The following is a 22529-nucleotide window of genomic DNA, read 5'->3' as shown; positions in this document are numbered from 1 at the left end:
ATGAGCGTGTCCAAGAAATTGGCGAACCTGCCGGGACTCGGGGACCGCGGTGATCGCAAGCCCGTGGTCGCCGTCGTGCGGCTGCAGGGCGTCATCACCCCGACGCCGTCCCCGCTGCCCAGGGGCACGATCAACGCCCACAGCGTCGAATCCGTCCTGACCAGGGCATTCGGTCGAGAGCGGCTGGTCGCGGTGGCGCTCGCGGTGAACTCGCCCGGCGGCGCGCCCACCCAGTCCGCGCTGGTCGCCGACCGGATCCGTGAGCTGGCGGCGGAGAAGAACGTGCCGGTGCTCGCGTTCTGCGAGGACGTCGCCGCGTCCGGCGGCTACTGGCTCGCCTGCGCGGCCGACGAGATCTACGCGCACTCGACGTCGCTGGTCGGCTCGATCGGCGTGGTGAGCTCGGGTTTCGGGCTGCAGGGCCTGATCGACCGGATCGGCGTCGAGCGCCGGGTGCACACCGCGGGCGCGAACAAGGTGCGGCTCGACCCGTTCCGCCCGGAGAAGCCCGAAGACGTGGCGTGGCTGGAATCCATGCAGGGCAAGCTGCACGACCTGTTCGTCGGCTGGGTCCGCGAGCGCCGCGGCGACAAGCTCGACACGAGCGCCGACGACCTGTTCACCGGCGAGGTCTGGACCGGCGAGGAGGCCAAGCGGCTGGGCCTGGTCGACGGGATCGGCACGCTGCGCGAGGTCGTGGCCAAGCGCTTCCCGGAGGCGGAGATCTCGATCGCCGAGCCCCGCAAGCCTTTGCTGGCCCGCCTGGGCCTCGGCGGCGCGGCGGGGATGCTCATGGAAGCGGTGGAAAATCGCGCACTTTGGTCACGTTTCGGACTGTGATCACCGCAGGTCATCTTCACCCAGTCGTGTGGCGGCTGAGTTGACCATGAATTGACCATGGACACGGGTGTCCTGCGATGGGCAAGATGCAGCTCACCGTGAGTACTCCACAGCACACCACCGGTCTCGTCGTTCTCGCCGTCGATGACGAGGCGAACGGGCTGACCAATCTGGTCGGCCTGCTGGAAGGCAACCCGCACGTGCGCCACGTGCTGCAGGCGTTCGACGCCACCGAGGCGCTGCGCACGCTCGCGGGCAACGACGAGCAGCTGGTGGTCGCGCGCAAGCGGGCCGGGCTGCCGGTCGTCGACGCCGTCTTCGCCGACATCACCATGCCCGGGCTGACCGGCATCGAGATGGCCGCGCTGCTGAACGAGTTCTCCCCGCCGCCGGTGCTGGTCTTCGTCACCGCGCACCCCGGCGAGGCGGTCAACGCGTTCGAGCTGGGCGCCGTGGACTACTTGCTCAAGCCCCCGGAGCAGGACCGGCTGAACAAGGCCGTCGACCGGGTGCTGGCCAAGATCCGCCTCGACGGCATGGGGGAGGCCGAGCCCGTCGTGCCCGAGCCGCGCGACGACGAGGTGATCCCGGTCGAGCTCGCGGGCACCACGAAGCTGGTCTCGCGGGCGTCGGTGCGCTGGGTCGAAGCGCAGGGCGACTACGCCCGCCTGTTCACCGCGGACGGCTCGCACCTGGTGCGGATTCCCTTGGCGCAGCTGGAAGAACGCTGGGGCAAGGCCGGCTTCGTGCGCATCCACCGCTCGTACCTGGTGCCGCTCGCGCGGATCACCGAGCTGCGCATGGGCACCTCCGGCTACAGCGTCGTGATCGGCCAGGAGGAGAAGATCCTGCCGGTGAGCCGGCGGCACACCCGAGAACTCAAGGACCGACTCGTCCGGGCGCCACGCAGCGGAAGCTAGAACGACCATGAGCAAGCACGCCGCCGGCAACGGCACCCCGAGCTTCGAGCCGCCGGTCGAGCAGCCGAAGCCGAGGCGCAAGCGGGTGGTGCTCGCCGACGCACGGGCGCCGGTCACGGTGCTGCGCACGGTGGTCGAACTCGAGGAGCAGACCAGCTACGGCGAACAGCTGGTGCGCGGCCTGATCAGGGAGCAGTTGCAGACCGCGTTGCGGGTGGCCATCCCGATCAGCGTGATCTTCCTCGCGATCCCGGCGCTGCTGTACTTCCTGCCGAGGCTCAACGACGTCACCTTCGCGGGCGTGCACCTGCCGTGGCTGCTCCTCGGCGTAATGCCGTTCCCGTTGATGTTCGGCGCGGCCTACTGGTTCAACCACAAGGCCGAAAGCCACGAGCGCGCGTTCGTCGACATGGTGGAGCACTAGACAATGGGCCGGTGGAGCTGAACCTGTTCGCCGCGGCCGCCGTTCTGCTGGTGGCCGTGGCGACGTTCTCCATCGGCTTCCGGGCGTCCCGGCTCGCCAGCACCACACAGGACTTCCTGGTCGCGCGGCGCCGGGTGCGCTCGCGCCGCAACGCCGCCGCCGTCTCCGGTGAGTACCTCTCCGCCGCGTCGTTCCTCGGCGTCGCGGGGCTCGTGCTCAAGGACGGCGCCAACGCGCTCTGGTACCCGATCGGCTTCACCGCGGGTTACCTCGCGTTGTTGCTGTTCGTCGCCGCGCCACTGCGTCGTTCCGGCGCGTACACGCTGCCCGACTTCGTCGAGGCGCGGCTGAGCTCGCGGGTGCTGCGCTGGTTCGCGACGGTCTTCGTCGTCTTCATCGGGATCCTGTACCTGGTGCCGCAGTTGCAGAGCGCCGGCCTGACGATCTCGAGCATCCTGCCGATGCCGTCGTGGTTCGGCGCGGTGCTGGTGGCCGTGCTCGTGATGATCAACGTGTTCGGCGGCGGCATGCGCGCGATCACGTTGGTGCAGGCGTTCCAGTACTGGCTCAAGCTCTGCGCCATCGCCGTGCCGACGTTCGTGATGTGCGCGTTGTTCTTCGGCGGTGGCGGGTTCCACGGGCCGGGGCTGGCCCAGCCGCAGTCGCCCCGGTTCACCGCCGACACGACCGTCACCGTGCGGACGCCGGTCCTGCTCACCGTCCAGGAACCCGTGCACCTGTCCGCGGACGGCACGCTGGACGGCGCGGCCGCCGAGGGGCCGGTGTTCTGGGGCGGCGGCACGCACAAGGTCGACGCGGGCACCACCCTGCGCTTCACCAAGGATTCGCCGGTGCCGGTGGTCGCGGGCGCGCCCGCCGACAACGCGACCTGGCTCAAACCCGTGACCGGCAGCCAGGACGTCTGGGCCACGTACTCGCTGATGTTCGCGCTCTTCCTGGGCACCATGGGCCTGCCGCACGTGCTCGTCCGCTTCTACACCAACCCCGACGGGGGCGCGGCCCGGCGCACGACGCTGCACGTGATGTTGCTGCTCAGCCTCTTCTACCTCTTCCCGATGCTGCTCGGCGCGCTCTCCCGGCTCTACGTGCCCGAGCTGCTGGTGACCGGCCAGACCGACGCGGCGGTGCTGCTGCTGCCCGGCAAGATCGCGTCCGGCACGCTCGGCCAGGTCCTCGGCGCGGTGACCGCGGCCGGTGCGTTCGCGGCCTTCCTGTCCACGTCGTCGGGCCTGCTCGTGAGCGTGTCCGGGGTGCTGTCCACCGACCTGCTGCCGGGGCGGGTGCGGGACTTCCGGGTCGCCACGACGATCGCGAGCGCGGTGCCGTTGGCGCTGGCGATCGTGCTGCACCCGTCGGATGTGTCGATGTCGGTGGGGTTGTCGTTCGCGCTCGCGGCGTCCACGTTCTGCCCGGTGCTGGTGCTCGGCATCTGGTGGCGGCGGCTGACCTGGGTCGGGGCGTTGCTGGGCATGCTCACGGGCGGCGGCCTGGTGCTGACCGCGTTGGTGCTCAACGTCGTCAGCCGCTACACCGGGAGCCAGCCGCCGTGGTTCGTCGTGCAGCCGGCCCTGGTCACCGTGCCGATCGCGTTCGCCGTGGTCGTGCTGGGCAGCAAGGCCACGAAGGCGAAGGTGCCGCCGGACGTGAACCGCATCCGGCTGCGCATGCACGCGCCCGACAAGCTCGGCTTCATCCGAGACCGGGACGTCGCCCGCTTCGGGACGGCGGAGGAGCGGGCTCGGCTCGCGGACGGCCGCCACCGGAAGTAGGCCATTGGAGCGATCGGGTCAGCAAAGTTCACTCGATCAGGGACTGGCGTGTCTGGTCTGGTCGGTATGTCCCTCGTCTCACGGATCCGACCTTTCAACGCTTCGCCCATTTGATCGTTGTAGGTTCCGTTTAAGCGGATAAACAATCTTCGTGAAGATCCCTGCGACCGAGAGGCAGGAGTTCACGTGAGCACAACCGAAGAACAGCCGACGGGCGGCGCCCCCAACGCCCCCGACTGGCAAATCGTGCAGGCGAGCGATGACTTCGCCCAGCTCAGGCGGAGGTTGCGCAACTTCGTCTTCCCGATGACCGCGCTCTTCCTCGTCTGGTACCTGCTCTACGTCCTGCTCGCCGACTACGCCCACGGCTTCATGGCGACGAAGCTGATCGGCAACTTCAACGTGGGCCTGCTGCTCGGCCTGCTGCAGTTCGTCTCCACCTTCCTGATCACCTGGCTCTACGTCCGGTACGCCAACCGGCGGCTCGACCCCATCGCCGACAAGATCCGTGACGAGCTCGAGGGAGGTGCGCGGTGAACCTCGCTGCGGGCGTCGAGGGCGGCAACCCGACCCTCAACATCATCATCTTCGCGATCTTCGTGCTGATCACGCTGGTCATCGTCTTCCGGGCCAGCCGCAGCACGAAGACGGCGTCGGACTTCTACGCCGCCGGCCACAGCTTCACCGGCGCGCAGAACGGCGTCGCGATCTCCGGCGACTACCTGTCCGCGGCTTCCTTCCTGGGCATCGCGGGCCTGATCGCGACCAACGGCTACGACGGCTTCCTCTACTCGATCGGGTTCCTGGTCGCGTGGCTGGTCGCCCTGCTGCTGGTCGCCGAGCTGCTGCGCAACACCGGCCGCTACACCCTGGGCGACGTGCTGACCTTCCGGCTCCAGCAGCGTCCGGTCCGGGCCGCGGCGGCGGTCTCCGCGCTGGTCGTGTCCTTCTTCTACCTGCTGGCCCAGATGGCCGGTGCGGGCTCGCTCGTGTCGCTGCTCCTCGGCGTCTCGAGCGACTTCGGACAAGGCTTGGTCATCGCCGTGGTCGGTGTCCTGATGATCACCTACGTGCTGGTCGGCGGCATGCGCGGCACCACGTGGGTGCAGATCGTCAAGGCGGTGCTGCTGCTGCTCGGTGCCCTGGTTATGACGCTGTGGGTGCTCGGCAAGGTCGGGTTCAACCTCTCCGAGCTGCTCGGCAACGCCGCGACCAACAGCGGCAAGCCCGGCATCGCCGGGCCGGGCCTGCAGTACGGCAAGACCGGCACCAGCCAGCTCGACTTCGTCTCGCTGGGGCTCGCGCTGGTCCTCGGCACCGCCGGGTTGCCGCACGTGCTGATGCGCTTCTACACCGTGCCGACGGCCAAGGAGGCGCGGAAGTCGGTGACCTGGGCGATCGTGGTCATCGGCGTGTTCTACCTGTTCACCCTGGTGCTCGGGTTCGGTGCGGCCGCGCTGGTCTCACCCAAGGCGCTCGAGGCCGGCGGCACGAACTCCGCCGCGCCGCTGCTGGCCCAGGCGCTCGGCGGCCCCGTGCTGCTCGGGCTGATCTCGGCGGTCGCGTTCGCCACCATCCTCGCGGTGGTGGCCGGCCTGACGATCACCTCGTCGGCCGCGTTCTCGCACGACGTCTACGCCAACGTGATCAAGAAGGGCACGGTCGACGACAAGAAGCAGGAGGTGAAGGTCGCCCGGATCACCGCGTGCGTGATCGGCGTGCTCGCGATCGCCGGCGGCATCGTGGCCAAGGACCAGAACATCGCCTTCCTGGTGGCGCTGGCCTTCGCCATCGCCGCCTCGGCGAACCTGCCGACGGTCCTCTACTCGCTGTTCTGGAAGCGGTTCAACACGTCGGGCGCGCTGTGGAGCATGTACGGCGGCCTCTTCGTCACGATCGTGCTGATCGTGTTCTCGCCCGCGGTGTCCGGCACGGCGAAGTCGATGTTCAAGACCGTCGACTTCCACTGGTTCCCGCTGCCGAACCCCGGCCTGGTCTCGATCCCGGCCGGTTTCCTGCTCGGCTGGCTCGGCACCATGCTCTCCAAGGAGCGCAACGACGAGAAGTACGCCGAGATGGAGGTGCGCGCGCTGACCGGTGTGGGCGCCGAGAAGGCGGTCGTGCACTAAGAGCCGACCATCGAAGGGGCACGGCTGGGCGACCGGCCGTGCCCCTTCGGCGTGCCAATACCCTCCGTCATGCAACCCGGCCGGTGACGTCGGCGTAGTAGGGGTGCAGGCGGCACGGAACGGGGTGAGCGGGTGCGCGGCGCGGCGGCGCGAGACGCCGAGTTCGCCGATTTCTTCGCTGGGCGCTTCGACAGCACCCGGCGGGTCGCGCACGCCATGTGCGGCGACTGGAGCGAGGCCGAGGAGCTCACGCAGAACGCCTTCGTCCGCCTGTACGCCAAGTGGTCCTCGATTCGGATGGAGACCGTGGACGCCTACCTCCGCACCGTGTTGACCAGGGTCTTCCTGGACACCCGGCGCCGTGGGCGGGCGCGGGAGCACCCGGTCGCCGAGCCACCGGACCGACCCACCGCGCACGAGTTCGGCACGGAGGAGCGCCAGGCACTGCACACCGCGCTGCTGGCCGTCCCACCCCGCCAGCGGGCCGTGCTCGTGCTGCGGTTCGTCGCCGACCTGTCGATCGAGGAGACCGCGCAAACCCTGAAGTGCTCCACCGGCACCGTGAAGAGCCAGACCGCACGCGGGCTCGCCACCCTGCGAGCCGCGTACACCGAACCGCCGTGCTCCGACCGGGTCACGGCCACCGGGAGAACGTGATGCACGACGACGAAAGCGCCGGCAACGCCCTCGGCGCGCTCGCGGGCGAACCGGTCCCGATGGCGACGACCAGCGTCGAAGACGTCATCCGCAAGGGCAAGCGCCGGCTGCGGGTGCAGCGCGTCGCCACCGTCGGCGGGGTCGCGGCCGTGGTGGCGGTGATCGCCGCGGGCACCTTGCTCTTCCGCCCGGACGGGTCCGGGAGCGGTGTCCCGGTGGCCAGCCAGCCGACCGCGCCTTCGACGGGCGCGCTCGCCGGGTATTCCCCGGTGCCCCGGGCGCCGGGACCGGGCGACGTCCACACCTCCCCGATCGGGCCGCCGCCGACCGGGACGACCTTCACCACGACGACGACCAAGCTGCCGGTGGGCGCCGGAGTCGGCGACAGGTGCGACGCGGTGTTCCTGACCCCGGCACACGCTCCGGGGCTGCCCAAGAGCACGGTCGACCAGACCTTGCTGCACGCGTACTACACGACGACCGGGCACAACCCGGTCGCCGTGCGGCCGTCCGGGCGCGACACCGTGGACCGGACGGACGGGACCGTCCAGCGGGTGGTCGTCGAGGACAAGGCCGGTGAACTCGTGCTCGACCTCTCGGTGCACGGTGGCACGCCGCAAGAGGCGGCGAACGCCTCCCTCGGTCCCGCTCCCGAGTGCGCGACGCCGCGGCGCAAGACGCTGTCCGACGGCACCGTCATGCAGCTCTACCCACGGGGGAGCAAGGCGCAGCTGCTGCAGGTCTTCACGCCCAGCGGCCGGACCTACCTGCTCACCTTGATCCCGGACATCCAGTGGCCGCTGACCGAGGAGCAGCTCGCGACGGTCGCCGACGAGGTGGCCAAGCTCGGTTAACCCCCTTCGTACAGGTCCACGTGGCACGATCGTGGGGTGAATCCGCTGAACGTGCCCGAAGTCCAGATCGCCGAGCTGCCCGAGCAGTTGCCCGAGGGTGCCACCCTGCTCGACGTGCGCGAGCCCGACGAGTGGGCCGCCGGGCACGCGCCGAACGCGGTGCACATCCCGATGGGCGAGATCGCCGGCCGGCTGGCCGAGCTGCCCGCCGATGACGACGTGTACGTGGTCTGCCGCAGCGGCGGCCGGTCCGCCCGCGTGACCGCCTACCTGAACGCCAACGGCTGGAACGCCGTCAACATCTCGGGCGGCATGCAGTCGTGGCACGCGGCCGGGCGTCCGCTCGTCGGCGACCACGCCGGGGATCCCGAGGTCATCTAGCCGTGCACCCGGGACCGGTGCCAGGGCATCCACCGCCCCCAGTCCACCCGCAGCAGTACCAACGGCCGCCGCGGGTGGACTGGGTGGCGACCCCGCCGCCCAGCGTGCCGCGGCATCGCCCGGTCGTGCGGCGCCGGATCCGCTACAACGGCCCGCCGTCCTACGCGACGCCACCGCGCTGGGGTTTCCCGGCGCTGATCTGGCGGTGGCAGACGTCCGTGCCCGGCGGGCCGGGCGCCGGTCCGTCACTGGTCGAGCGCCTGCGGATCACCGCGCGCCCGGCGCAGGGCGTGCTCTGGCTGCTCGCCGGCGTGGCGGCCCTGGCCGGGTTCGCCGAGGCGTGGCGCTACGTGCTGCTGGTGCGCAGCCGTCACGGCGCGCTCGACGCCGGCACGGTGCGGTTGTCGGACACGCTGGTGGTCGGCGCATCCCTGATGGCCATGGTCGTCGCGGTCGTCGCCGTGGTGCTGACCTTGTGGTGGCTCTACGTCGCGCGCGGCGCGGCGGCCGAGCACGCGGGTCAGAAGCCGGGGCGCCCGGACTGGCAAGTGTTGCTGTGGCTGGTGATCCCAGGCTTGAACCTGCTGGTGGCCGGCTCGATGGTGGCCGAACTGGAGCACGCGGTGCTCGGCCGCGGCCTGCTGGAACGCCCGCGTCCCGGCCGGCTGGTGCTGGGCTGGTGGGCCGCGTGGGTGGTCAGCGGCGTGCTGTTCGGCGTGACCGTGCTGTGGGGCCTGCGCGACGGTGTCCAGGCGATGGCCGACGGCGTGGTGTTGCACGCGTTGACCGACCTGGCGGCCGCGGTGGTCGCGGCGTTGAGCGCGCTGGTGATCCGGCGGATGACGGTGCTGCTGGCCCCGATCGACCCGGACAAGGTGCGCCGGCTGCGCGTGGTCAAGGTCGTCGGCGCCCCCGAGGTCACCCGCGCGCCCCGTCCGGCGAGCGCCAAGCGCTGACGGCAGGCTCGTGCGCGGCCCGGTCGGCAAGCGGGAGTTTTCCACAGGCGGGTAGTTGTCCACAGATCCGCTCCACGCCCCCCACACCCCACCTGACCTCGATAGACTGGCATCAGGGGTGCCCCCGGGAGCGGTGGGGGCTGCTCTCACGCGCGCGCGGATGTCGATCTTGGTCGGAGTCCCGGGTGGGCGGAGCTGATCAGGTCAGGGGGCGGACGTAGCTGATGAAGCCGCGGAAGCTCGCGACCTTGTCGTAGAGGATCCGGGCGCGGGCGTTGTCCTGCTTGGTGTGCCAGTAGAGCCGCTCGACGCCGCGCTCCCGGGCCACCTGCGCGACGTGCTCGATGAGCGCACGCGCGGCGCCCTGGCCGCGGGCGGCCTCGTCCACGAACAGGTCCTGCAGGTAGCAGGAGCCGGCCGTCCACGGGTTGGCGTGGAACAGGTAGTGCGCGATGCCGACCACCTGCCCGTCCAACCGCGCGGCACTGCCGAACACGTCCTCTGCCTGCAGCAGCCGCTGCCACGTCCGCTCGTACTCCGCGTCGGCGAGTTCGGTCTCGTAGAAGGCTTTGTAGCCGCGGGCCAGCACTTCCCAGCGGGCCCGGTCGTCCGGCCGCAGCGGGCTGATCTCGATCATCGGGTGGTCACCGGCAGGGTCCGCAGGCCGCGGATCACGAACTCCGGGCGTCGTTGCGGCTCGGCCGCCAACTCCAAGTCGGGCAGCTGTTCGAGCAACGCGCGCAAGGCCGCCGCCACCTCCCCCCGCGCCAGCGGAGCGCCGACGCAGTAGTGGATCCCGGCGCCGAAGCCCAGGTGCGGGTTCGGCGTTCGCCCGACGTCGAGCACGTCGGGTGCGTCGAACACCAGCGGGTCCCGCGCCGCCGAACCCAGCAATGCCGCCACCTTCGACCCTTCCGGGATGTCCACGCCGAACAACGTCACGTCCTCGGTCGCGGTCCGCTCGAACAGCTGCAGGGGCGCGTCGAACCGGATCAGCTCCTCGACCGCGATGTCGATCAGGGACGGGTCGGCCCGCAGCCGGTCCCACTGCGAACGGTTGCGCATCAACGCCTGCACGCCGTTGCCGATCACGTTCACCGTCGCCTCGTGCCCGGCCATCAGCAGCAACACCGCCGTGGCGATCAGCTCGTCCTCGGTGAGCCGGTCACCGTCCTCGGACACCGCGACCAGGTCGGTGATCAAGTCCTCGCCCGGCGCGCCGAGCCGGGACGCGGCGAGCGAGCGCATGTACGCCACGAACTCCGCCGCGGCCCGCTCGGCGGCCGCGGCCTGGTCGTCCGGCAACCCGTACTCGTACATCTTCACGATCGCGTTCGACCAGGGGGCCAGCAACGCGCGATCGGCTGCCGGCACGCCCAGCAGCTCGCCGATCACCTCGACCGGCAGCGGCTGGGCCAGCACCGGCAGCAGGTCGGCCGAGCCCGCGGACGCGATCTCCTCGGCCAGGCGGGTCACCATCGACGACGCGAGGTCCTGCACCCACGGCCGCAGCCGCTCGGTGTGCCCGCGCCCGAACGCGCCCGCGATCAGCCGGCGCAACCGCGTGTGCCGCGGCGGCTCGCTTTCCAGCAGGGAGTTGCGGTGCAGCAGGTTGAACGCCTCGAACCGCGCCAACGGCGACGCGTCGGTCCAGATGCGGCCGAGCGCGCGGTTGCGCAGCAGGGCCGAACAGGCCTCGTGGCTCACCGCCACGGTCAGGCCGAGTCCTTCGTGCCAGACGAGCGGGTGCTCGCGCATCCGGTCGAACGCGGGGTACGGATCGGCGATGAACGCGGGATCGGCGGGGTCGAACAGCACCACCTCACCGTATGCGATTATTTCGGCCGTGCAGCCCGCCGTCGTCGCGCACCGGGGAGCTTCCGCCCACCGCGCGGAGCACACGCTCGCCGCATACGCACTCGCACTGGACCAAGGCGCCGATGGCCTGGAGTGCGATGTCCGCCTCTCCCGCGACGGGCACCTCGTCTGCGTGCACGACCGCACCGTGGACCGCACGTCCAACGGGCGCGGCGTGGTCAGCACCCTGACCCTGGCCGAACTGTCCGAATTGGACTACGCCGGCTGGCACGGCGGTCTGCCCGACAACGCCGACGAGCTGATCACCACCCGCAACTCGCACAACGAGATCGGCGTGCTGACCCTCGACGAGCTGCTCGGCCTCGTGGTCGAGCGGCCGGGCAAGAAGCTGTTCATCGAGACCAAGCACCCGGTCCGCTACGGCGCGCTCGTCGAGGCGAAGCTGGTCGCGATGCTGCACCGCTTCGGCCTCGCGACGCCGAAGTCCAAGGAAGACTCCCAAGTGCTGATGATGTCGTTCTCGGTGCGGGCCGTGCGCCGGGTCCGCCAGCACGCGCCGGGCCTGCCGACCGTGGAGCTGTTGCACGACTTCAGCCCGACCACCCGCGACGGCGCGCTGAGCAGCGGTGCCGACTACACCGGGCCGAGCATCCGCATGCTGCGCAACGATCCCGGCTACGTCGCCCGGGCCGCGGCGCACGGCCACCCGACCTACTGCTGGACCGTGGACAAGCCCGAGGACGTGGAGCTCTGCCGCAGGCTCGGTGTGCGCTACGTGGCCACCAACCGCCCAGCGGCCACCCGAGAAACCCTGGCAGCAGGCTGATTGGGTACCGTCGCCAGGTCACGCGATCGACGAGGAAGGTGGCGCAATGGCCAAGCGGACGGCGGTCAAGGCACGCAAGACGAGCCAGGACGCCGAGGGCATCAACCCGCGCCAGCCTTGCCCGTGCGGCTCCGGCAAGCGCTACAAGGCCTGCCACGGTTCCGGCGACGCGATCCTCGACGTGCCGGTGGCCCGCCCGTTCGAGGGCCTGGCCGCCGAGTGCGAGCTGATCGCGTTGCGTGAGTTCGTGCCGTCGGCCACGGTCGAGCTGCCGCTGGTGAAGGCCGACCGCCCGGTCACCCTGGGCACCGTCCTGCCGATGGCCGCGGCCGCCCTCGTGCGCACCGACGGCACCGCCTACGTAGGACTGCAGGTGCAGACGCGTTCCAGCGACGTCAGCCGCGACCTGGCCCGGGCCATAGAGTGGGTGCAGACCGCCGAGCCCGGCGACGTGCTGCCCGTGGTCGGCGCCGACCCCGACCCCGACCCGAAGGCGACCCGCCTGCAGGACCTGCTCGACCCGCAGGTGGCCCTCGAGCCGACCCTGCACACCGACTTCGCCTGGTGGCTGCCCGAGGACGCCGACGCCTCCGGTGAGGTGGCGCTGTCCCTCGAGCGGGCCAACGAGGCGATCATGCCGACCGACCGGATCGGCGCCGCCGCGTACTGGGTGGACGCGGGCGACAAGGCACACCTGCGCTGGGTGCGCCCCGAGCCGGAGGAGAAGCTCCTCGCCGCGCTCGCGCGCCTGTCCGCACGCGGCGAGCTCGGCCTCGGCGAGGGCTCCCGGTACGCGGGCTCGTTCCGCGCGCATGGCGTGCTGGTCCCGGTGTGGGACCTCGATCCCGAGCTGCACGCGCGTGAGTGGACCAAGGGCGCCGAAGAGCTGGGCGAACGCCTCGAGGCAGCGGTCGCCTCGCTCGACGACGAGCCGCTGACCAGCGAGGAGCGCCGGGCCCGCGACGGTCTGATCGGCCGCCAGATCACCCTGCGCTGAGCCGTCCGCGTCCAGGGCGGCGTTGCACCACGCCCGGAGCACCGGGTGAACTCGCGGCAACCCGAACCCACGCGCAAACGTCTTCCCCTGCAAAGGGGGAGGCGCGGTGGTCACGGGGATGACCGACACGACCGGCTTGGCTGCGGTACCACCACCGCGAGCGGATGCCCCGCGGGTTGCGGGCACCCACCCGGCGCGGGGTGCGGTGGGGGACTGCCTCGGTGAGGCGGGCGAGTTCGGCGAGTTCGTGCGTGCCGCGCTCCCCGGGCTGCTGCGCTACGGCCACGCGCTCGCCGGCAACCCGCACGACGCCGCCGACCTCGTCCAGTCGGTGCTGGAGAAGGTCGGCGTCCGGTGGCACACGCTGTCACGCAAGGCCGACGACCCTATCGCCTATATCCGCAAGGCGATGGCCAACGCGCACGTCAGCCGGTGGCGCCGGACCAGGAAGGAAAGCCTTGTCGCCGAACCGCCGGACGGCGACCCCGCCACCCCGGTGTACGCGGTGGAGAACGAGCCGCTCTGGCGGGCGCTTCGCGCGCTCCCCACGCGGCAGCGGGCAGTGATCGTGTTGCGGTACTACGACGGCCTGTCCGAGGCCGAGATCGCCGCGACGCTGGGCGTCAGCCAGGGCACGGTGAAGAGCCAGGCCAGCAAGGCCATGGCCAGCCTCCGGTTGCGGCTCGGGCAGGCGGGGTCATGAACCTCGAAGACGAGCTGTCGAAGCTGTTCGCCGACAAGGCGGCGTTCGACGTCCCGGTGGCCGACGACGCCGCCGACACGGTGGTACGTGGCGCCCGCCGGATCCGCAGGCGGCGCCGCCTGGCGGCCGGTGGTGCGGGCGCGCTCACCCTGGCCGCGGTGATCGGCGTCGGCGTCGCGGCCGCCGGCGTCGGTGGTGCCACCGGCTCGCCGCCGGCCAACCCGTCGTTGAGCGTCGTCTCGACCAGCAGCCGGCCGACGCCGTCCAAGGTCGTGGTGCCACCGGCCGGGGGCACCACGGTGGCGAGCGGGACGCTCACCCGGACCGCTCAGACCCGTCCGCACACCAAGCACCGCACCACGACGACGGAGCCGACGAGCACCGGGTCCCCGCCGCCGGGCAATCCGGTGCCGTTCGGGCCGGCGGGCTTCGACGGCCTGACCCTCGGCATGACCCAGGAGGAGGCCGAGTCGACCGGGACGATCACGCCCAACCTCCAGCCCGACAGCGGGCCGGACTGCCACGGCTACGACTACACCGACTTCCCGCGCCCGGCGGGCGAGTACTCGGTGATCCTGTCCGGTGGTGGCGGGATCACGCGCCTGACCAGCCTGACCAACGCCGTGACCCCGGAGGGGATCTACGCCGGGGTCGGCATCGAGAAGGTCCACACGACATACCCCGAGGGATCCGGCTCCGATGCCGAGTGGACGGCGCCGGTGCCGGGGAACCCGCAGGCGCAGTACGAGTTCCTGTTCGACGGCGGCCGGGTCGTCCTGATGCGCCTGGAGCTCACGGGGGGCAGCTGCCTGAGCTGAGGCTCAGAGCGTGCCGCCGGCCGCCCGCGGGGCGAGCGGGTCGCTGGTCGCGCCGACCGTCTCACGGGCCAGGTAGTTCTCCACGTCGAACAGGTTGCCGCCGGCCGCGGCCCGGCGCACCACGTTCAGCAGCGTCGACATCTGGGCCACCTCCTCGACCTGCTCCTTGAGGAACCACTGCATGAACTGCTCGCCCTTGTAGTCGTCGGTGTCGCGAGCGATCTTGGCCAGCGTGATGATCTGCTCGGTCACGTCGCGCTCCTGCTGCAGCGCCAGCTCGATCAGCTCCGTGGCGTCGGCGAACTCGTTGCGCACGTCGTCGATGCCGGGGATCTGCACGTGGATGTCGTTGTCCAGCAGGTACTGCACGATCATCATCGCGTGGTTGCGCTCTTCGAGCGACTGGCGGTAGAAGTGCTTGGCCAGCTGAGGCAGGTCTTCGTTGTCGAACCACACGCCGAGCGCGGTGTACTGCTGGGCCGCCGTGAATTCGTTGCGCACCTGCGCGCGCAGCATCTCGTGGAACTTGGAACCGGATTCTGAGCTGGTCATGCCCCGAAACATACTCCAGCGCCCCGACCGCGATCCGTCGAGAAAGGCCTGTTCGGGTTGCCTGTCCTCCGGCCGGCGGCCGGATCGCCACCCCGGGTTGACCGCCCTACCCAAGACCTGCCGGGCCTAATTCACTCGATCTTGTGAGAGCGCTGGTCGCACAGCGCAGCGAAGCCCGCGGTCGGTTCCGACGGTCCGGCCACGATCGGGTGACATCGCTGTTGCCGCTGGTCAGGGGTGGTGCCGACGCTGGAGGCACACCCCAGCGATCGAGGGAGGCCATCATGACGATGACCCACAACCCGCAGGACTTGATCGGCACCGAGGTGCTCGACACCAACGGTGACAAGATCGGCAAGGTCGGCAACGTCTACGTGGCCGACGACAACACGCACCAGCCGCAGTGGATCACGGTGCGCACCGGCCTCTTCGGACACAAGGAGAGCTTCGTGCCGCTGGCCGGCGCCCAGCTGACCGGTGACGGGCTGCACGTGGCCACCACCAAGGACATGGTGAAGTCCGCACCGCAGATGAACGACGACGGCCGGCTGTCGGAGGCCGAAGGCGGCGAGTTGTACCGCTACTACGGCATGACCAGCACCGGCGACATGCGTGGCCGGCAGCAGGGCCGGCAGCAGAGCCAGGGCGTGCCGGGCCAGGCCGGCCCGGAGCGCTCCGGCGACCGGCGCCGCCAGCCGAACGCCATGAATGGCCGCGATGGCATGGCCGGCAAGGCAAACACGGCCGACGGCGACGGGCAGACCATGATCCGCTCGGAGGAGCAGCTCAAGGTCGGCATGCAGGACCACGAGACCGGCCGGGTCCGGCTGCACAAGCACGTCGTGACCGAGGAGCAGCAGGTCACCGTCCCGGTCGTGCACGAGGAACTGCGCGTCGAGCGGGAGCCGATCCGCGACGGCGACCCGGCCGCGCGCGGCGCCGAGATCTCCGACGAGCAGGATCAGGAGATCGTGCTGCACGAGCAGCGGCCGGTGGTCGACACCGAGACCGTCGCGGTGGAGAAGGTGCGCCTGGGCAAGGAAACCGTCACCGAGGAGCAGACGGTCAAGGGTCAGGTGCGCAAGGAACGCATCGAGGTCGACGACCGTGAGTCCACTCGCGACAAGCGCGGTGGCGAACACCGGCGCTGATCTCAGCCTGATCCTGGGCTGATCCGCGACGGGCGGTCCGGCTGGCGCGAGCCGGACCGCCCGCCGAGGTCTTACAGGGCGTCGCGCTCGATCGGGCAGGACATGCAGCGCGGGCCGCCGCGGCCCGTGCCCAGTTCCGAGCCTCCGATGCGCAGCACCTCGATGCCCGCGTCCTCCAGCCGGGAGTTGGTCTCCACGTTGCGCTCGTAGGCCACGACGACGCCCGGCGCCACGGCGAGGGTGTTGTTGCCGTCGTCCCACTGCTCGCGTTCGGCGGTCACGGGGTCGAGGCCGGTGTCGATCACTCGCAGTCGGTCGATGCCCATGGCCGCGGCCGCCGCCTCGAGGAACGGCTCCGGTCCGTCGACCCGCACGCCGTCGCCGTTGCCGTTGGGGCGCAACGAGTACGCGGTCAACGTGTCCCGCACCGCCGGGTACATGACCACGGCGTCGCGGTCGACCATCGTGCACACGGTGTCCAGGTGCATGGTCGCGCGGTCCTGCGCGATCGGCACCGCCAGCACGGTGTGCGCGATGCCGTCGGCGAATGCCGAGCGGGCAAGGGATTCCGCGCCCGCGGGGGTGGTCCGCTCACCGACGCCGATCGCGATCACGCCGGGGGCGAGCAGCAGCACGTCGCCACCCTCGACCGGCGCGGAGTGCGCGCCGTACGCGCGCCCGGCCGTGCGGAAACGCGGGTGGTAGGCGTAGATCAGGTCGAGCAGCGCGGTCTCGCGGGCGCGCGCCGGCATGGCCAGCGACGCGATCGCCACCCGGTCGCCCATCCACACCGACGAGTCGCGGGTGAAGAGCAGGTTCGGCAGCGGGTCGACCACGAAGTCGTGGGGGTGGTGCATCTTCCGCACCAGTGACGCACCCTCGGCGGCCGGCAGCTCCTCGAAGGTCATGCCGCCCATGAGGACGTCGGCGAGCTCCTTGGCGTCCACCCCCGCGAGGTGCGAGCGCAGCGAGTCGGCCAGTTCGTTGCCGAGCCGGCGCCGGTCGACCGCGGTGTGCACGGCCGCCGAGTGCGCGCGGGCGTCGGCCAGCGCCGCCACCAATTCCTCGGCGAGCAGCAACACCTCGACGCCCCGGCCGCGCAGCACGTCGGCGAACGCGTCGTGCTCGTCCTGTGCGCGGTCGACCCACGGGATCGAGTCGAAGAGCAACTGGTCGTTGTTGCGCGGGGTGAGCCGCTTCAGTTCGGTGCCCGGCCGGTGCAGCAGGACCGTGCGCAGGGGGCCGACCTCGCTGTCGACATGGGGTGCGGATGCGGTGGTCACCAGGCAAGGGTAACCGCCGGACCGGCGATTTGCTGCCTGAGGAGCCCGGTTTTCCGCACAAGTTGATGGTGTTTGCGCTTTATACGGTCTATTCGTTAACCAATCTGCTCGATCGATGAGCGGATCGTTGCGTCAGTCAGTCCACCAGCGGCAGTGTCAGTGTTTGCCCGCTCCCGCCCGCCACGGTGAGCGGGATCGGGACCATCGCGCCGCGGTAGTTGAGGTCACCACCGGCCAGGATCAGCCGCACCTGGTGGCCCGGCGCGAAGCGGTGCACGAACGCGGGCAGGGTGATCTTCACCGGCTTGCCGAGGTCGGCCACCCGGGACGGGGCGACCAGGTCGTTGATCAGGGTCTGCGTGCCGTCCGGCCCGACGTCGTAGACCTTCGCGTAGACCACGGGATCGCCGATCGGGCCGAGGCCCTGGGTCAGCCACGCGGTCGGCGAGGTGATCTTGACGTTGAGCTGCGGGCTGCCCGCCACGTCGAGGTCGTCGGTCAGCGCCGGCGAGGTCCACTGCAGGTAGGTGCCCGGCAGGTTGGCGTCCGGGAAGAGGCCCGCCGTGCTGATGCCGTCCACCGTGCCGAAGCTGGTCGGCAGCCCGGCCAGCGTGGTGGTCATGGAGTGCGACCCGGACGTCGCCTGCGACGCGTCGGCGACGAGGGAGCCGTTGCCGGACAAGTACAGCTTGCTTGGCGTCCCGACCGGGAAGGCGTCCGCCGACGCGTACGCGGGCGCGGCGTTGCCGGTGTAGGGCACCCACGGCCGGAAGTAGGCGAAGTCCGGACCGAGGTCGGTCGGCTCGTCCTTGAGGTAGTGGTCGAACCAGTTCAGGAAGCGCCCGACCTCGTACTGCGCCGCCGGGTCCGGGTTGCCCAGGTCGACCTCGCCGGTCACGCCGCCGTTGCCGGAGTGCCCCCACGCCTGCCAGATCATCTTCACGGGCGTGCCCTGCGCCTTGAGGGCCTGGTAGGTGGCCGCGGCCTCGTTGAGGTTGAACAACGTGTCGTGCTGGCCCTGGCCGAGCAGCACCGGGACCTTGATCTGCGGCAGGTAGCTCGCCACGGACGCGTGCCGGGTGAGCGCGGTGACGTCGTCGGTGGGGAAGCCCTGCAGCGCGGTGACCGCGAGGCCCGGGCACACGACGTCCGGGAAGTTCGGGCAGCCGATCAGCCGGCTCGGGTCGTTCGGCGGGCGCTCCAGGTTCTCCAGCACGGCACCCTCGAAGAAGAACAGCGAGGCCCAGAAGACCTTCGCCGAGCCGGGCACCGACGACGTGACGCCCGTGGTCTGCGCGGTGTTGTTCGGGGTCAGCGAGTACGACAGGTCGTTCCACGTGATGAGCGGGATCAACGCGTCGATCCGCTTGTCCACCGACGCGGCGGCGAACTGGATCTCCCCGCCGTAGGAGCCGCCGACCATGCCGACGCGCGGGTCGTGCTCGCGGGCCACGCCGTCGTGGTCGACCGCGTCCCGCACCACGTAGTCGGGTGCGGCCACGGGCTGGGTGTGCGCGGCGTCGGTGAACGCGATGCCGTCCTGCCCGCCGAGGAAGCTCACCAGCTGGCTCGCGGCCTTGCCGTCCCAGTCGGGGTCGTCGAGGGTGATCTTGCAGCCGGAGCCGCCGAAGCCGAGGCCCGAGTAGGACAGCACGGCGTAGTCCTGCGTGCCCGCCAGCCACTTGCCGATCCCGGCCTGGCCGTCCTTGGAGCCGCCGAAACCGTTGGTGGTCAGGACGGCGGGCACCCGGTGGGTGCTGCTCGCGCCGGCCGGGGTGTAGAAGTCGCCGATGACGTCGCAGTGCTGGTTCGACGGTCCGGCGGTGACCGCGAAGTGCAACGTGGTGACGGTGTAGCCGGGGTCGGCCCCGGCGGGCGTGGCGGCCAGGCCCGCCGACGCAAGGGTGGTGATCGCGGTGATCGCGGCGAGTCTGGTGAGACGCATGTCATACCCAACGACGGTGACCTACTCGCCGGTACGCCTGCTTTCCGGTGATGCGGTCACGGCAGCCACGACACGTGGCCGTGCAACACCTGGTAGCCGACGAACGCGACCACGTCGAGCAGCGCGTGCGTGACCACGAGGGCCCACAAACGGTTGGTGCGCTGCCAGATCCGGCCGAGCAGCAGGCCCATCAACGCGTTGCCGACGAAGGCGCTCCAGCCCTGGTAGAGGTGGTAGGACCCGCGCAGGACGGCCGCGCTCACCAGCGACGCGTTCTCGTGCATGCCGAACTGGCGCAGCCGCGTGATCACGTAGGCGACCACGACCGACTCCTCGGCGATCGCGTTGGCGATGGCCAGCAGGATCAGCACGGCGCCGGTCCACCACGAGTCGACGAGCGTGCTCGGCGCGACCTTCTTGCTGAGGTCGAGCGTGACGGCAGCCAGGTAGAGCAGCAGGCCCGGGATGCCGATCACCGCGGCGAGCCCGGCGCCCCACGCCGTGTCGCGCCCGAGCCGCCCGCGGTCCATCCCGACCATCGCCGGCCGGATTCCCGTGCGCGCCAACAGGAACAGCGCGAGCGCGCCCCAGGCGACCAGCACGGCCACGCTGGTGAGCTGGCTCAACAGGTCGATCACGTTGACCGAGGCCTGCGGCTGGTTGATGGCCACGGACTGGTCGCCGAGCGCGACCGGGCTCAGCAGGTCGTCGATCAACTCGAGCAGCGACCGGATCCCCTGGATGCCGAAGGTGACGGTCAGCAGGATGACCAGCTCGATGCGCAGCATCCGCCGCTCAGGCGCGTCGACCGGCTCGGGCAACGCCGGGCGCGCCGGGGCCAGCCACGACCCGATCACCGCCCGCACCGCCATGGCGCGCAGGCTATCCGCCCCGCCGCACCGCGCGTGTCCCGCGTCCTGACCGCGCGCGTCCCCTCTTCCGCCCGGGTGTGTCCCCCGTTCGCGTCGGGTGTGTCCCACGTTCCGACTGGGTGTGTCCCACGTTGGCGTGGGGTGTGTCCCCCGTTCCGACCCGGTGTGTCCCACGTTCAGGCAGGGTGTGTCCCACACTCAGGCCGGGTGAGTCCCACGTTCGGAGCGCAGGGTTTGTTGCACGCGCGCCGCCTCGCGGGTCAGATGGTCGCGCTCCGGCACGCTGCTCGCCGCCCGTCCCGCCTTGGCGTACAGCTCGGCCGCCCGCTCCAGATCCCCGGTGCGTTCGAGCAGGTACGCGCGCACGGCGTTGTACCGGGGCAGGCACGAGTCGACGTCGGCGAGGGCCGCGAGACCGGCCTGCGGGCCGTCGGCCTCGCCGATCGCGACGGCGCGGTTGAGCCGCACGATCGGGCTGCCCGTGATCCGCAGCAGCTCGTCGTACCACTCGACGATCTGCACCCAGTCCGTCTCGTCGGCCGTCGGCGCGTCCGCGTGCAGGGCGGCGATCGCGGCCTGCGCCTGGTACTCGCCGAGCCGGTCGCGGGCCAGCGCGCCCTGCAGGATCGCGACGCCTTCGGCGATCAACGCCGTGTCCCACCGCGAGCGGTCCTGGGCGGCCAGTGGCACCAGCCGCCCGCCGTCGCCGGTGCGCGACGCCCGCCGCGCGTGGTGCAGCAACATCAACGCGAGCAAGCCCGCCGCCTCGGGCTCGTCGGACAACGCCACGAGCTGGCGCGCGAGCCGGATGGCCTCGGCCGCCAGGTCGACGTCGCCGCTGTAGCCCTCGTTGAACACGAGGTAGAGCACCCGCAGCACCGTCGCCAGGTCGCCCGGCTCGTCGAGCGGCACACCGGCGATCTTCCGCTTGGCCCGGCTGATCCGTTGCGCCATCGTCGCCTCGGGCACCAGGTGCGCGGTCGCGATCTGCTTGGTGGTCAGGCCGCCGACCGCGCGCAAGGTCAACGCGAGCGCCGCCGGCGGCGGCAGGCTCGGGTGCGCGCACAGGAAGTACAGCCGCAGCGTGTCGTCCACACCGGACACCGGACCGAGGTCCGGTTGGGCGTCCACGACCACTTCCCGCCCGCGCCGCGCCGTCTCCGACCGGGTGGCGTCGAGGAACTTGCGCCACGCCGCGGAGATCAGCCACGCCTTCGCGTCGCGCGGCGGGTCGGCCGACCACGTCTCGAGCGCCTTGATCAACGCTTCCTGCACGGCGTCCTCGGCCGACGCGAAGTCCGCGCCGCGCCGGACGAGCACCCCGATCACCGCGGGCACGAGCTCCCGCAGCAGCCCTTCGTTCACCCGGCGTCCGCGGGTGCCGCGCTGAACAACGGCCGCACCTCGAGCCACTCGTGCAGCGGCTTGCCGCCGGGCCCGGGCGCGGCCGACAGGTCCGCGGCGACCTCGACCGCGCGGTCCCAGGACTCCACGTCGATGACGTAGTAGCCGGCGATGAGGTCCTTGGTCTCGGCGAACGGACCGTCGGTCACCGGCGGGCGCCCCGCGTCATCGGAGCGGACGAACGCGCCGTCCGGCAGCAGCGCCTGCATGTCGACGAACTCGCCGCTTTCCTGCAGCCGGTCGCCGAAATCCTGCATGTACTTGACGTGGGCGTCGACCTCTTCGGGGGTCCACTGGTCCATCGGCAGGAAGTCGACGACCGGGGCCGGGCCACCGCGGTAGTGCTTGAGCAGCAGGTACTTCACTTCGGTTCTCCTCCGTCTTGGCCGATTGTGACCCAGGGACGGAGCAGGCGCCGGATTCTCGACAAGTCCTCAGCCGACGCGGCGAGCGGCGAGGAACGGGCATCCGACCAGGCGGCGCAGCTCCCCGGACAACTCCTGCGGTGTCGCGATCGGGCGCGAGAAGGCCATCCGCACGTCGTGGTCGGCGTTCACCGCCTCCACCCGCAGCCGCAGGCCCAACCGGTCCAGACCAAGGGGGCGGATGTGCCCGCCACGCAGGTCGTCCGGCACGTGCCGGGACAGCGACCCGACCACGTCGGCGTGGCGCAGTTCCAAGTGCCGCAGCCACTCCGCTTCGTAGTGGCAGAACGGATCGGGGTCCGCTGCGGCGAACTGCTCGAGGGACACCGAAGTCGTGCCCGCCCCGTCCGCGAGCACCATCGACGCCGGGCGCAGCACGAGCACGGTCGTGTCGTGGCCGACGTCCAGCAGCCGCGGGTCGGGGCGGGATTCGCTGATCCGCACCGCCTCGGCTCGTGCCTCGGCGCCGGACAACGCGCGCAGCCACCCGGTCACCCACAACAGCCCGCGCACCGGTTCGCGCAACGGGACCGGCGCCAGGTCGGCGAGTTCCAGGACCGCGCTCACCTCGCCGCTGCGAGCCTGCGCGACCAACGGGTGGTCGTCGGGCAGCACGACGGCGGCCGAGCCGTCGCCGTGGAGCTGGTGCACGATCGGGGTGACCCTGTCCGCGGCGGGCACGAGGTTCGCGCGGCCGCCGAGTGCGGCGATCGTGCGAGCGCGCTCGGCCGGGTGCGGCGCGGGCGGTCGGCCCATCGGGTCACCTCCGGAAGCGTCAACTTAG

General features: G+C 71.1%; 24 protein-coding genes. 15 read left to right on the top strand and 9 right to left on the bottom strand.

What is annotated here, in order from left to right:
• From EV186_RS05180 to EV186_RS05135, 10 genes are all read left to right on the top strand, one after another.
• A complete protein-coding gene (locus tag EV186_RS05180) occupies positions 1-840 on the top strand; it encodes a S49 family peptidase (protein ID WP_133847898.1) in 840 nt (279 codons plus the stop codon).
• Between the two features lie 86 nt (positions 841-926).
• Positions 927-1760 carry a LytR/AlgR family response regulator transcription factor gene (locus tag EV186_RS05175; RefSeq protein WP_133848780.1) on the top strand — a complete coding sequence of 278 codons (834 nt, stop codon included), beginning with the start codon at positions 927-929 and terminating at the stop codon, positions 1758-1760.
• 7 nt (positions 1761-1767) lie between these two features.
• Complete coding sequence (locus EV186_RS05170; protein ID WP_243753820.1) at positions 1768-2184, top strand: hypothetical protein; 417 nt, start codon at positions 1768-1770, stop codon at positions 2182-2184.
• Positions 2185-2195: 11 nt separating this feature from the next.
• Positions 2196-3974 carry a sodium/solute symporter gene (locus tag EV186_RS05165; RefSeq protein WP_133847897.1) on the top strand — a complete coding sequence of 593 codons (1779 nt, stop codon included), beginning with the start codon at positions 2196-2198 and terminating at the stop codon, positions 3972-3974.
• 186 nt (positions 3975-4160) lie between these two features.
• On the top strand, positions 4161-4511 hold the full coding sequence (locus tag EV186_RS05160) for a DUF485 domain-containing protein (RefSeq protein ID WP_133847896.1): 351 nt from the start codon (positions 4161-4163) through the stop codon (positions 4509-4511).
• Complete coding sequence (locus EV186_RS05155; protein WP_133847895.1) at positions 4508-6103, top strand: solute symporter family protein; 1596 nt, start codon at positions 4508-4510, stop codon at positions 6101-6103. The genes EV186_RS05160 and EV186_RS05155 overlap by 4 nt, the downstream gene beginning before the upstream one ends.
• Positions 6104-6235: 132 nt before the next feature.
• Complete coding sequence (locus tag EV186_RS05150; RefSeq protein ID WP_133847894.1) at positions 6236-6760, top strand: SigE family RNA polymerase sigma factor; 525 nt, start codon at positions 6236-6238, stop codon at positions 6758-6760.
• On the top strand, positions 6760-7614 hold the full coding sequence (locus tag EV186_RS05145; protein WP_133847893.1) for a hypothetical protein: 855 nt from the start codon (positions 6760-6762) through the stop codon (positions 7612-7614). The genes EV186_RS05150 and EV186_RS05145 overlap by 1 nt, the downstream gene beginning before the upstream one ends.
• Before the next feature lie 36 nt (positions 7615-7650).
• Positions 7651-7995 carry a rhodanese-like domain-containing protein gene (locus EV186_RS05140; RefSeq protein ID WP_133847892.1) on the top strand — a complete coding sequence of 115 codons (345 nt, stop codon included), beginning with the start codon at positions 7651-7653 and terminating at the stop codon, positions 7993-7995.
• 83 nt (positions 7996-8078) lie between these two features.
• Positions 8079-8951 (top strand): DUF4328 domain-containing protein, encoded by an 873-nt coding sequence (locus EV186_RS05135; protein WP_243753819.1) that lies wholly within the window; start codon positions 8079-8081, stop codon positions 8949-8951.
• Positions 8952-9150: 199 nt separating this feature from the next.
• Here EV186_RS05135 and EV186_RS05130 read toward each other — a convergent pair whose 3' ends face one another.
• Entirely contained in the window at positions 9151-9588 is a 438-nt protein-coding gene (locus tag EV186_RS05130; protein ID WP_133847891.1) for a GNAT family N-acetyltransferase, read from the bottom strand.
• Positions 9585-10766, bottom strand: a complete 1182-nt coding sequence (locus EV186_RS05125) for a cytochrome P450 (protein WP_133848777.1) — start codon at positions 10764-10766, stop codon at positions 9585-9587. The genes EV186_RS05130 and EV186_RS05125 overlap by 4 nt, the downstream gene beginning before the upstream one ends.
• 31 nt (positions 10767-10797) lie before the next feature.
• On the opposite strand from EV186_RS05125, the gene EV186_RS05120 reads away from it, so the two are divergent.
• The 4 genes from EV186_RS05120 (at position 10798) to EV186_RS05105 (ending at position 14113) form a co-directional block, all read left to right on the top strand.
• A complete protein-coding gene (locus EV186_RS05120) occupies positions 10798-11595 on the top strand; it encodes a glycerophosphodiester phosphodiesterase (protein ID WP_243753818.1) in 798 nt (265 codons plus the stop codon).
• 46 nt (positions 11596-11641) lie between these two features.
• Positions 11642-12592, top strand: a complete 951-nt coding sequence (locus EV186_RS05115) for a DUF5926 family protein (protein WP_133847889.1) — start codon at positions 11642-11644, stop codon at positions 12590-12592.
• A gap of 118 nt (positions 12593-12710) precedes the next feature.
• Positions 12711-13295 (top strand): SigE family RNA polymerase sigma factor, encoded by a 585-nt coding sequence (locus EV186_RS05110; protein WP_133847888.1) that lies wholly within the window; start codon positions 12711-12713, stop codon positions 13293-13295.
• Positions 13292-14113, top strand: coding sequence for a hypothetical protein (locus tag EV186_RS05105; protein WP_133847887.1), 822 nt, complete (start codon positions 13292-13294; stop codon positions 14111-14113). Before EV186_RS05110 ends, EV186_RS05105 begins: the two co-directional genes overlap by 4 nt.
• 3 nt (positions 14114-14116) lie before the next feature.
• Here the strand turns inward: EV186_RS05105 and EV186_RS05100 are convergent, their stop codons facing one another.
• Entirely contained in the window at positions 14117-14665 is a 549-nt protein-coding gene (locus EV186_RS05100) for a ferritin (protein ID WP_133847886.1), read from the bottom strand.
• Between the two features lie 284 nt (positions 14666-14949).
• Here EV186_RS05100 and EV186_RS05095 point away from each other — a divergent pair, with 284 nt between their 5' ends.
• Positions 14950-15816: a DUF2382 domain-containing protein gene (locus EV186_RS05095; RefSeq protein ID WP_133847885.1), complete on the top strand. Its 867-nt coding sequence runs from the start codon at positions 14950-14952 to the stop codon at positions 15814-15816.
• A gap of 71 nt (positions 15817-15887) precedes the next feature.
• Here EV186_RS05095 and EV186_RS05090 read toward each other — a convergent pair whose 3' ends face one another.
• The 6 genes from EV186_RS05090 to EV186_RS05065 all read right to left on the bottom strand — a co-directional run bounded on the left by EV186_RS05090 (position 15888) and on the right by EV186_RS05065 (position 22501).
• A complete protein-coding gene (locus EV186_RS05090) occupies positions 15888-17099 on the bottom strand; it encodes an arginine deiminase (RefSeq protein WP_133847884.1) in 1212 nt (403 codons plus the stop codon).
• Positions 17100-17235: 136 nt separating this feature from the next.
• Positions 17236-19044, bottom strand: a complete 1809-nt coding sequence (locus tag EV186_RS05085; RefSeq protein ID WP_133847883.1) for a CocE/NonD family hydrolase — start codon at positions 19042-19044, stop codon at positions 17236-17238.
• Between the two features lie 56 nt (positions 19045-19100).
• Entirely contained in the window at positions 19101-19916 is an 816-nt protein-coding gene (locus tag EV186_RS05080) for a CPBP family intramembrane glutamic endopeptidase (RefSeq protein WP_133847882.1), read from the bottom strand.
• Between the two features lie 198 nt (positions 19917-20114).
• Positions 20115-21281: an RNA polymerase sigma factor gene (locus tag EV186_RS05075; RefSeq protein WP_133847881.1), complete on the bottom strand. Its 1167-nt coding sequence runs from the start codon at positions 21279-21281 to the stop codon at positions 20115-20117.
• Entirely contained in the window at positions 21278-21685 is a 408-nt protein-coding gene (locus tag EV186_RS05070; protein WP_243753817.1) for a YciI family protein, read from the bottom strand. Before EV186_RS05070 ends, EV186_RS05075 begins: the two co-directional genes overlap by 4 nt.
• Before the next feature lie 69 nt (positions 21686-21754).
• A complete protein-coding gene (locus EV186_RS05065) occupies positions 21755-22501 on the bottom strand; it encodes a DUF2470 domain-containing protein (protein ID WP_133847880.1) in 747 nt (248 codons plus the stop codon).
• Between the last annotated feature and the right edge of the window lie 28 nt (positions 22502-22529).

It is taken from the genome of Labedaea rhizosphaerae (assembly GCF_004362825.1).
Classification (GTDB): Bacteria; Actinomycetota; Actinomycetes; order Mycobacteriales; family Pseudonocardiaceae; genus Labedaea; species Labedaea rhizosphaerae.
This window is presented reverse-complemented; position numbering and strand designations above follow the sequence as displayed.